The sequence below is a fragment of the Acinetobacter stercoris genome (assembly GCF_900323515.1).
In the GTDB taxonomy this organism is placed as follows: Bacteria; Pseudomonadota; Gammaproteobacteria; order Pseudomonadales; family Moraxellaceae; genus Acinetobacter; species Acinetobacter stercoris.
Map to the genome: position 1 here is coordinate 1 of NZ_OOGT01000123.1, position 11,707 is coordinate 11,707.

9 protein-coding genes are annotated in these 11,707 nt (G+C 37.1%); 4 read left to right on the forward strand and 5 right to left on the reverse strand.

Annotation, left to right across the window (positions count from 1 at the left end; translation table 11 throughout):
- The first annotated feature begins 354 nt into the window (after positions 1-354).
- The 4 genes from KPC_RS12595 to gcvH all read left to right on the forward strand — a co-directional run bounded on the left by KPC_RS12595 (position 355) and on the right by gcvH (position 4,227).
- Positions 355-2,208, forward strand: coding sequence for an ABC transporter ATP-binding protein (locus KPC_RS12595; protein WP_171334487.1), 1,854 nt, complete (start codon positions 355-357; stop codon positions 2,206-2,208).
- Position 2,209: 1 nt separating this feature from the next.
- Positions 2,210-2,665, forward strand: coding sequence for a MaoC family dehydratase (locus KPC_RS12600; protein WP_121974712.1), 456 nt, complete (start codon positions 2,210-2,212; stop codon positions 2,663-2,665).
- Between the two features lie 95 nt (positions 2,666-2,760).
- The gene (locus KPC_RS12605) at positions 2,761-3,789 is read left to right on the forward strand and encodes an AraC family transcriptional regulator (RefSeq protein ID WP_121974713.1); all 1,029 of its coding nucleotides are present in this window, start codon (positions 2,761-2,763) and stop codon (positions 3,787-3,789) included.
- Between the two features lie 63 nt (positions 3,790-3,852).
- Positions 3,853-4,227: a glycine cleavage system protein GcvH gene (gene gcvH, locus KPC_RS12610; RefSeq protein WP_121974714.1), complete on the forward strand. Its 375-nt coding sequence runs from the start codon at positions 3,853-3,855 to the stop codon at positions 4,225-4,227.
- Between the two features lie 42 nt (positions 4,228-4,269).
- On the opposite strand, the gene ygiD is transcribed toward gcvH, so the two are convergent.
- The 5 genes from ygiD to KPC_RS12635 form a co-directional block, all read right to left on the reverse strand.
- On the reverse strand, positions 4,270-5,118 hold the full coding sequence (gene ygiD / locus KPC_RS12615) for a 4,5-DOPA-extradiol-dioxygenase (RefSeq protein WP_121974715.1): 849 nt from the start codon (positions 5,116-5,118) through the stop codon (positions 4,270-4,272).
- Between the two features lie 160 nt (positions 5,119-5,278).
- Positions 5,279-6,334, reverse strand: a complete 1,056-nt coding sequence (locus tag KPC_RS12620) for a 3-deoxy-7-phosphoheptulonate synthase (protein WP_121974716.1) — start codon at positions 6,332-6,334, stop codon at positions 5,279-5,281.
- 435 nt (positions 6,335-6,769) lie between these two features.
- A complete protein-coding gene (gene lpdA / locus KPC_RS12625) occupies positions 6,770-8,161 on the reverse strand; it encodes a dihydrolipoyl dehydrogenase (RefSeq protein WP_121974717.1) in 1,392 nt (463 codons plus the stop codon).
- A 13-nt stretch (positions 8,162-8,174) separates the two neighbouring features.
- Positions 8,175-9,404 (reverse strand): pyruvate dehydrogenase complex dihydrolipoamide acetyltransferase, encoded by a 1,230-nt coding sequence (locus KPC_RS12630; protein ID WP_121974718.1) that lies wholly within the window; start codon positions 9,402-9,404, stop codon positions 8,175-8,177.
- Positions 9,405-9,453: 49 nt separating this feature from the next.
- Positions 9,454-11,637 (reverse strand): alpha-ketoacid dehydrogenase subunit alpha/beta, encoded by a 2,184-nt coding sequence (locus KPC_RS12635; protein ID WP_121974719.1) that lies wholly within the window; start codon positions 11,635-11,637, stop codon positions 9,454-9,456.
- Positions 11,638-11,707: the final 70 nt, after the last annotated feature.

Sequence of the window (11,707 nt, forward strand, 5' to 3'; positions counted from 1 at the left end):
TGTATATGGTTAATTTTATTCAACTAAAATGTTAAATACATTGCGAGTTGAAATAATAACTATAACTTTTATTTGTAACCTATTTTAAAACTTTTCCACAAATTTTTAGTGGAATTTCTGCTATTCTAACAACATAAATCTTTATGTTTATTGGGAATAATATTTTGATTTAAATACGGGGCTAATCATTTGTCCTTCTACAAAATTTCAATGAATAGCCATACTTTTATCTTACGATCGGTTTAACTTCGGCAGATTGATTTTGTATACGTATTTATATTGTTAACAGTTAATATTACCTCCTCTAATGAAATAGTTACGACCAAAATATGAATAGACTGGAATGCAAAGATGATATTACAGTGGTTTGAAAAACTGGTTAATCCTTATCCATCTAAAGGCTTAACTGAACCATTGCCAAAGACTTTTTTTGCATTTGTTTGGCAAGCTGCGAGCGGTGTAAAGAGATATTTACTTATTCTAATTTTGTTTACAGCTGCTACAGCAAGCTTTGAAGCAATATTCTTTTCTCAAATTGGTCACTTGGTAGATTGGATGACTCAATCTACACCGAATAATTTTGTTCAGAATCATTCTTCAAATCTAAAATTTCTAGCATTTTTATTATTAGCCAACATTTTTTTTGCAAGTGCGCAGTCTATAGTTCGCCATCAAATTCTATATAGTAGTTTCCCGATGAGACTGCGTTGGCGTTTTCATAATTTGTTACTTCAGCAGAGTCTTGATTTTTTCCATAATGATTTCGCTGGTCGTTTGTCTTCAAAAGTCATGCAAACGGCTTTAGCTGTCAGAGAGTTCTGGATAATTTTGGGTGATATGGTGACCTATGTCATCATTTATTTTATTACTATCAGTGTCGTGCTCGGTGGAATCTCCCCTATTTTACTTATACCTTTATTATTATGGTTAATATTATTCGTTTCTGCTGCGAGTTATTTTATCCCCCGGTTAGGGAAGATTTCTAAAGAACAAGCAGATGCCCGTGCAGTGATGACAGGTCGTGTAACTGACGCTTATACCAATATCCAAACAGTAAAACTTTTTGCACATGCAGGACGTGAAAGTCGATATGCCAAAGCTTCCATGCAAGAGTTTATGCGTACAGTCTTTATGCAAATGCGTTTGGGCGCACAGTATGAGATCTGTATCAATTTACTTACAGCAGTTTTATTTTTTGGTGTATTGGGTACTGCTGTATGGTTATGGATGCAAGGTCAAGCAGCCATAGGTGTTGTAGCTGCAACAACAGCCATGATATTAAAGCTCAACAGTATGGCTGAGTTTATGATGTGGCAAACTTCTGCACTGTTTGAAAATGTAGGGACTATTCAGGATGGTATGACAACTTTGGGTAGACCAATCAATATCCAAGATAAAACAGATGCAAAACCCTTGATTGTTGAACATGGCAATATTAAGTTTGAAAATATAAGTTTTGCTTATAATCAAAAAAATGTGATTGACCATTTCAGTCTAGATATTAAATCTGGTGAAAAAATTGGTATCGTAGGACGTTCAGGTGCTGGTAAATCTACACTGATCCAACTGTTATTGCATTTTTATCGTATTAACCAAGGTCGTATTACAATTGACGGTCAAAATATTGAAGATGTAACTCAGGATAGTTTGCGAAAAAATATTGCTTTAGTTACTCAAGATACATCTCTTTTGCATCGTACCGTTGCAGAGAACATAAAGTATGGTCGCCCTGATGCGACTGATGAAGAAATGTTTGATGCTGTCAGAAAAGCAAAAGCTGATGAATTTATCCCTCAACTCAGTGATTTACGAGGTCGTAAGGGATATGATGCTTATGTAGGTGAACGTGGGGTCAAGCTGTCTGGTGGACAACGTCAGCGTATTGCGATTGCAAGGGTTTTTCTCAAAGATGCGCCTATCCTGATTTTGGATGAAGCAACTAGTGCACTGGATTCTGAGGTTGAAGCTGCAATTCAGTCCAGTCTGGATGACTTGATGGCTGGTAAAACTGTTATAGCCATTGCTCATCGCTTATCCACCATTGCTCAAATGGATCGTTTAATCGTATTGGATCAAGGTCACATTGCAGAGCAAGGCACGCATGAGGAACTTATTGCCCAAAATGGTATTTATGCGCAATTATGGCAAAGACAAACTGGTGGTTTTTTGGTAGAACAACACAGTAATAAAGATAAGGAACAAGCATAACATGTTGTATTTGGAAGATATTAAAGTTGGCGATCATTTTAAAAGCCGGGAATATGAAATGACGCTGGAGGAAATTAAACAATTTGGACAAATGTATGATCCCCAAGTTTTTCATACAGATGAAGTAAAAGCCAAGGATCATCCAGTCTTTGAGGGAATCGCAGCAAGCGGATGGCATACTGGTGCTGTCACCATGCGTCTCTGGACAGAATGCTTTCCTGTAGCCTATGGCTTGATTGGTTCTGAATCAAGTCTTCGTTGGCCACGCCCAACCCGACCTGGTGATAAAATACACGTTGATGTGGAAGTTGTTGCAATTACACCATCAAAAACTAAAAATGATCGCGCTATTGTGACTTATGTCACGCAAGCAAAAAACCAATATGATGATGTTCTACTCATTTCAACTACAAAAATCATCGTTTTTAAAAGAGAATTTAATCCATCTGTATCTTAGTGTTTTGTCGAACAATTTAAGTGAATCAAATTTTAATTTATGCCAATATGTGAATGTAACTCGAAAAATAATATGTTGAGAGCAATGGAAAGCAAATGAAAACAGTCTCAGCTCGTCAAGATCAGGGAATTCCTGGTGTTTATGGACTTTTATTATTAGATGTTGTATCACGATGGGGATATAGTGCTGAAACCTTATTCGCCCCTTTTCACTTTACAAGTGAAGAGCTAGCTGAACCTGATTGCCGTATTCCTGTTAATGTTGCTAATGAGCTTGTAAAACACGCTTTAAAAATCACAGGTGAAAGTACACTGGGTTTTCATTTGGGTAACCAGATGCGTATTTCTATCCATGGTTTTATTGGCTATGCCATTATGACAGCACAAGATATTACTGATGCACTGGTACTGGCAAATCGATTTATCCAGCTCAGGATGCCTTTTCTCCAGCTTTACTTTTCTACCTTTGGTGAAAAAGCAACTTTACAGTTGCAATGTGATATAGATATGGAACCTTTGCGCACTGAAATCGTAACAGGCCTGACTTTTGGTATCATGACAATGGCTAAAGCCCTGACAGGAATAAATTCTCTGGAAGGTGATATTGATTTTGATTTCCCAAAACCTGAAGGATTTGATAAATATATTAAACTTAGCCCTACTCATCAATTTAGATTTGATCAACCACATTTACTGGCCAGTTTCGACAAGAAATATTTAGGTCTTAAGATGGTCAACGCAGATCCGATCTCTAGCCAGATCGCCATTAATCAATGTGAAGCAGAGTTATCGGCTCTTGGGGAAAGACGACGCCTGGCAATGCGTGTGCGTGACATATTGACCCACTCTGAACAGCACTATTTAAGTATCGAAAATGTCGCTGATCGCTTGCATATGTCAGACCGTACATTAAAAAGACAGTTGGCTGCCGAAGGAACCTCATTTTCAACTTTAGTTGATGAAGTCCGTTATCGTCATGCAACATCCCTTCTATCACGTACAGATTATTCATTAGAGCAAATTGCTGATGAGCTTGGTTATAGTGATGTAGCCAATTTTAGCCGAGCATTTAAGCGTTGGAGCGGACGTAGTCCAAGTAGCTGGCGTAAAGATCCTTATTTATAAAAAACTTTTGATATACTTAACCAAATTGTTACACTGCTTAAAAATAGAGATTAAGGAGACATCATGAATCATCCTTCAGACTTGAAGTATGCAAAAACACATGAATGGGTGAAAGTTGAAGGTGATCTTGTGGTTACTGGAATTTCAGACCATGCACAAGATGCATTAGGTGATCTGGTTTATGTTGAATCACCAACTGTTGGAACTGAAATTACGGCAGGGCAACCAGTTGGTGTCGTTGAATCTGTAAAAACTGCTTCTGATATTCATGCACCTGTTTCTGGAATTGTTGTTGAAGCCAATAATGATTTGAGTGATGATCCTGATTTTGTAAATGAAGATCCATACGGTAAAGGCTGGATCTATAAAATCAAACCTCATAATATTGCAGATATTGAAAACTTGCTTAGCAATACTGAATATGAATCTGGTCTATAAATTATATTATTTCACAAAAAATCAGCAGCCATGCTGATTTTTTTATGTTTGAAAATCTAGACGAAAGGAAGTCATACCCAGTGAACCACCAACGAGACGGTCATTAAAGATTGTTAGCTGATCCTGTGGTTCCTGAATGCCAAGTACATATAACATTGGATAATAATGATCTGGAGTAGGTATTGCATTTTCGAAAGCTGTGCCCTGATTTTGCCAATCCAGTAATACACGGTGTTTTTTTTCTACTAGTGCCACTTTCATTTTTTCATTGGCTTCAATCGCCCAATCATATCCATATTCGTTCAAATGTCTTTTTTCCCAAGCGATTAAATGTAAATTATGAATCATATTACCGCTTGCCATAATTAATACCCCCTGTCGCCTTAATTTTCTCAATTCTTGCCCAAGTTGATAATGAAAAAGTGCAGTCTGTCCATAATCCAGGCTCAATTGAACCACTGGTATATCTGCCTCCGGATACATATGATGCAGTATACTCCATGTACCATGATCAAGCCCCCAGGAGAAATCTGCCTGAACTTTCGTTATTCGGATACTTGAAATCACCTCTTTTGCTAGTTTTTTTGAACCTTCTGCCGGATATTGTAGATCAAATAATGCTTGTGGAAATCCTCCAAAATCATGAATTGTTCTGGGTTTCTGCATTGCGGTGACAGCTGTTCCTTTTTGGGTGATCCAATGTGCTGAAATACACAAAATTGCTTTGGGTTTTACTAAGCTTTTCCCTAATTTTTTCCATGATATTGAGAATTCATTTTCAATTATTGCATTCATTGGTGAACCATGACCAAGAAATAACACAGGCATGGGTAATGTTGAACTTTGACTTAATTGATCATTATCCCTTTGTTCTAAATCAAAATTATCCATTGTTATAGCTCTTTATTATTTAAGTTCATATTATCATGATATTTCATATGATTTAGAACAATGTTTTATTATCATAATGTTAAATTTTTATGCTGTAAAAATAAAAAATGCGGTTTTTTAAATCCGCATTTTTTCATAGCCAAAGTTTCAAGAATAAAACTTAAGCACTCCTTTTTAAAGTATCAATCTTTAATATTGTTGCTGCATTAAGTAATGCTGCCTGCGTTTTTTCCCACCCAAGGCATCCATCTGTAATCGATTGACCATAGGTCATATCACATGAAATCTTCTGATTTCCATCAACTAAATGACTTTCTAGCATTACTCCACGTACATGAGTCAGACGACGTTCAAGGATAATTTGCTGTAAAATTTCAGGTTGACGCAATGGATCTTTAGCGCTATTACCATGACTACAATCAATTACAAGTGCTGGTAAATTTCCAGAAATTTTCGAACGAATTTTTTCTATTGATTGCAAGTCATAATTCGGACCATGATTGGCACCACGTAAAATCAGATGCGGGTAAGGGTTGCCTTGACTCTGTAAAATACTAGGTAAGCCTTGCTGATTCATTCCCAAAAACTGATGCTGTTTTGATGCAGACTGGATCGCATCTAATGCAATCTGGATCGAACCATCAGTACCATTTTTAAAGCCAATGCTGTAAGGCATATAGCTTGAAATTTCACGATGAATTTGCGATTCACTAGTACGTGCTCCGATTGCACCCCATGCGAGTAAATCATCAAAATATGCTGTCGCCATTGGACTTAAAATCTCACTGGCAATCGGTAGCCCCAGTTCAATAATATCTAAATAAAGCTTACGTGATTTTTCCAGACCTAATTGTAAATTTGAAGACTGATCAAGATCAGGGTCATACATATACCCTTTCCAACCTACTGTAGTTCTTGGTTTTTCAATATACGCCCGCATTACTAAAAAGATTTGGTCTGAAATTTTATCTTGTAATTCTTTTAAATTTTTTGCGTATTCAAGTGCGGCATCATGATCATGAATTGAACATGGGCCAATAATCACTAAAAGGCGTGGATCAGTTCCTGATAAAATATTTTGTATAGTTTCTCTATGCGATTTAATCTGACGAGCAAAAGCATGATTCAAAGGGAGAGTTTGTTTTAATTCACAAGGTAAACTTAAAATCGTTTCATTTGATTTTATTTGATTTAAGGCATTATTTAAACTATTCATTGGTTCATCCTTTGGACTTTTAATCAGTCCGATCTCTTATTTGAGCTTATGGGGGGTATTCGATTGCAAGGCTTGAGTCATGAACTGACTAAAGTAAAACCAATATGTGTTGCTAAAATATGAATAAGTTACAAAGTTCATTTTAATCTCCAAAATATTTTATAAAGCATAAAAAAACCTGATCAGGGTTGCCGATCAGGTTCTTGAGTTTGATGGGCAACCATTTTTTTGCCCAAACGCGTTTAGGCAACTATTTAAAAAATTGCCAAAAGTAATATGCGTTTACGATCATTGGTTGCTTTAACATCTTTATATCAAAAAATAATTCATTGCCAATAACAATACGCTCAGTTTTTAAAGATGACAAGTTATTTTTAATAAATAATTTATTTCGTGATATTTGTTCAATAAATCGCTCATTATGCAACTCGATATTTATTGATGTATCACACGATTATAAGCAGCTAATACTGCCTCATGCATACTCTCTGACATTGTAGGATGAGGAATGATTGTCTGTATCAGCTCGTGTTCAGTTGTTTCTAATGTCTGTGCAAATGCATAACCGTTGATCATTTCAGTAACTTCATCACCGATCATATGTGCACCAAGTAATTCACCACTTGTTTCATCAAAAATAACCTTGATAAAACCAGCTGTAGCTCCCATTGCTATAGCTTTGCCATTTGCAGCAAAAGGAAATTTTCCAACTTTAAATTTTTTACCTGATTCCCAAGCTTGAGTTTCTGTATATCCTAAACTTGCAACTTGTGGATGACTATAAGTACATGCTGCAATTTTTTTAGGATCTAATGCATGAGTCTCCAATCCCATGATCTTTTCAACACATAAAATTCCTTCATGACTGGCTTTATGTGCTAGCCATGGTGGACCCGCAAGGTCACCAATCGCATAAACATTAGGTTCTGCTGTTTGGCAAAACTCATCTGTAATGACATGACCACGATCTAGCTTGATTTTGGTATTCTCTAAACCTAAATTTTCCGAATTTGCAGAAATACCAACCGATAAAAGCACGGTCTCAGTCCTTATTTTTTCTGAAGACAGGCCTTCTAATGTTAATTCAACATGATCATGTACAATTTTATGATGAGAAATTTTGCATCCAGTAAATATTGTAATACCCGATTTTTTGAGTTCGATTTCAATACTTTTAGAAATATCCTCATCTTCCTGTGGCAAAACGCGATCAGCCAATTCAATTACAGTAACTTTTGTACCCAGTGCTTGATAGAAACAGGCAAATTCAATGCCTATAGCACCTGCTCCAACGATGACCAAGCTTTTTGGAATGTTCTTTGGGACTAAAGCTTCCCTATAGCTCCAAAAATATTTTCCATCTACTTGCATATTTGGGATAGCCTTGGCTCTAGCTCCTGTCGCCAAAATGATATGTTTTGCAGATATAGTCTGCTGGTTGATTTGTGTCTTGAGTGTGAGTTTACCATGACCTAAAAGCCGGGCTTCTGCATGAAAAACAGTCACTTTATTTTTCTTGAGTAGTCCTTGTACACCTTGTTGTAACTTTTTAGAAACTTCTCTTGATCTAACAACAATTTTATCTAAATCAATTTTTGCTTCATCAACAGTAATTCCAAAATCTTCAGCACTTTTAACCAAGCGAAATACATCAGCACTTCGCAGCATAGCCTTCGTAGGAATACAGCCCCAATTCAGGCATATTCCACCAAGTTCGGCTTTTTCAATCAAGCCCGTTTTCATTCCTAATTGGCTGGCACGGATAGCAGCCACATAACCACCTGGACCACCGCCAATAACAACTAAATCAAAATGTTGATCATTCATTATCAATACTCTTTCAGATCAAAAGTTTCAATGGTTGCTCAATGAGCGTTTGGAAAGTCTTTAACCATTGAGCAGCAATTGCTCCATCAACAATTCGATGATCAACAGATAAGCTACATCGCATTACAGAAGCAATCTGGATGTTGTCATCAACAACCACAGGTTTTTTCTGAATTGTCCCTACTGCTAAAATTCCAGACTGAGGTGGGTTAATAATTGCATTGAAATCAGATACTCCATACATCCCTAAGTTACTAATACTGAAACTCCCACCTTGATATTGATCAGGAGCTAACTTTCCATCACGAGCAAGTTCAGCCAATTCAGTTATTTCAGAATGAATAACGGACAATGATTTGATTTCTGCATTCTTTAATACAGGTGTGATTAAACCTTTTTCAGTTGCTACAGCAATACTGATATCGACATTGTGATACTGATGAATCGCAGTTTCTGCCCAACGTGCGTTCATTTCTGGCACTTGTTGTAATGCTAAAGCAACTGCTTTAACTACAATATCATTCACTGAAATTTTCTCATCTGAAACAGCATTGATTTGTTGACGTAATTCAAGTAACGCATCTACCTGACATTCGACATTTAAGTAAAAATGTGGAACATTTGTTTTACTTTCAGTTAAACGACGGGCGATGGTTTTTCGCATCGAACTAAGTGGAATTTCATCGTAGGCAACAGGATTATCTCTAATATCCATGGATAATGGATCGGAATATGATTCTGCCTGCTTGGTGGTATGATTAGACAAAGCGATTTCTATATCCCTTTTGACTATGCGTCCTCTAGGTCCACTGCCCGATAAAGTCGTTAAATCCAGTTGTTTCTGTTTTGCTAAACGTTTTGCTAACGGTGATGCAAAAATACGTTCTGATTTTTCTGTATAAGTCGATTGTTCTTTATTTTCAGTCAACTGTTGAACTGAATTTTGAGTATTTTTAATCTCTTGAATTATTTCTGGCTGGGCAGCCGTTGTTAGTACTTCATTTCCATCACCATTAAGTTGAGCAATTGCAGTGCCTACCTCTACTTCTATACCTTCATTAATCATTAATTGACTAATAATAGTATCTTCTTCTGCTGTTAACTCTATAACTGCTTTATCAGTTTCTACCTCAGCAATAGCTTGCCCTGCTGCTATATGATCACCGGCTTTCACCAGCCATTTATTAATTGTTGCATGTGTTGTATTTGCCAATATTTCTGGCATATATAATAATTTTGACATTGGAGCATCCTTTACTATAAATAAAAATGATCTAAATCTATAGATAGTTTCATACAGGCTCTCCTTTATCCCGCATTATGTTTTTTAATCCCTCTATTACATTGCTTTTTTTGGCTATAGCAGCTGCCTCTAATACCTTTGAAACACTAGGCGCTGCTTCAGCACCATGTACACGTTGAATAGGCTGATCTAACCAATCAAAATAACGACGTTGCAGTTCGTCTGCCAACCATGCTCCGTAAGATGTTCCTTGAGTTCCTTGCTCTACAATTAAAACATTATTGGTTTTACGAATACTTGACTCGATGGTTTCCCAATCCAGGCTTGCCCTATCCAGGAAACGTAAATCAATCACTTCCGCATCAATTCCTGTTTCTTCAACTGCTTCAAGACTGGTTTTTACCATGGACAGGTATGTAAGCACTGTTAGCTCATTACCTTCACGACGAATGGAAGCTTTACCAAACGGAATTTGATAATCTAGATTATCCTCAGGGATTTCACCACTTTGATTATATAAATCAACATGTTCAATCACTATTACTGGATCTTTACATTGCAAAGCAAAATTCATTAATCCGATATAATCAAATGGTGTCGATGGAGCAACAATTCTCCAGCCTGGATTGGTTGCAAAAATACCAGCAGGCTCCATTGAATGTTGCGATCCATAACCCGTTCCTGTCCCTGCTTTAGAACGTAGCACTAATGGTACATTGACCTGATTACCAAACATGTGACGTGCTTTACCGATCTGATTAAAGAGCTGATCTGCAGCAACCCACATGAAATCAGCATACATATATTCCACTACAGGCTTAAACCGCTCATCAATGGCAATACCACAACCTAATCCTGTAAAAGCATTTTCACTGATTGGTGTTCCTAGAATACGGTCAGGATATTTATCTTTTAATCCTTTAGTTGCTCCATTTGTTCCACCTTTTAAACGATGAATATCTTCTCCCATTACTACAATACTATTATCAAGTTCCATGCGGCGATCCATTACACTTGCGACCGCATCGATAAACTTACGTTTTACTTTAGCTAAGGTATAAGTCGATTCTTCAAAAGTTTGCGCACCTTCTAGTTCTTTTAAATCCCCTCTGATTCCAACATTTACAAAATCCTCTGAAGGCCATAAATCATCGCGAATTTTACGTTTCCCACCCTCGATTGTTTCAGTTAATCGTGATGTAATTTGAGTCATTATTGACAAACTTCTTTCACGTAACTGTTTTAGCTGTTCCTCAGTCGCCAAACCTCTAGCCATAAGATGTTTTTCGATCTGTAAAATTGAATCACGCTTTTTCCACTCTTCTTCCTCTTCCTTGCTGCGATAACCAAATACGCTACCAGGATATGGACCATTTTGATGCAGATAACGATATACATCTGCTTCAATAATTGTTGGACCTTTTCCACTACGCATATGTGCCAGAGCTTCTTGAGTTGCCAGATGAACTGCCAAAGGATCCATGCCATCAACCTTCCAACTGGTAATATTAAACCCAGCACCTCGGGCTGAAAGACGAGGTTCTGCTGTTGATTCAGCTAGTGTCGTTGAGATTGCATACTGATTGTTTTCAATAAAAAAACATACAGGTAATTGCCAGGCAGCAGCCAAGTTCATACTTTCTAATACTGAACCTATATTGGTTGCACCATCTCCAAAATAGGTAATCGAAACAGCATCAGTTCCAGCATGCTTTTGTGCCCATGCAGCACCAGCAGCCATAGGTACTCCTCCACCTACGATTGCATTTGTACCCATTGCACCAGCTTCAATCCATTGTAAATGCATTGAACCACCACGCCCTTTACAAAAGCCTTGTGCCAATCCCAGAATTTCAGCCAATGTTCGTTGCAGAGCATTCTCTAAATCCTCTCCAAATTCATCATTTATACGAATACCATCTGGACGTAAATAACTGAATACTTTGGCTAGAAACTGATGATGTCCACGATGTGATCCATTGACTTTATCTTGAGCTGTGAGTGTAATGATCGAACCCACAGCTCCACCTTCCTGTCCAATACTGGAATGGGCTGGTCCATGAACTAAACCTTCGGCAGCAAGTTCCAAGACTTTTTCTTCAAATGCACGAATAAGATTGAGCTGAACTAGCATGCTTTCTAATAATCCAGCATCAGCGTTATTCCAATCTTCATCCGTTGTTTTAAGTTCAAACCAAGTATTATTGGGGTTTAACTTAATCTTATCTGTCATTTTGTTCATCCCTTACAAACTATTTGACTGAATTAACCTAATAAATTTTTTTTAATTTAATAAGTTAATA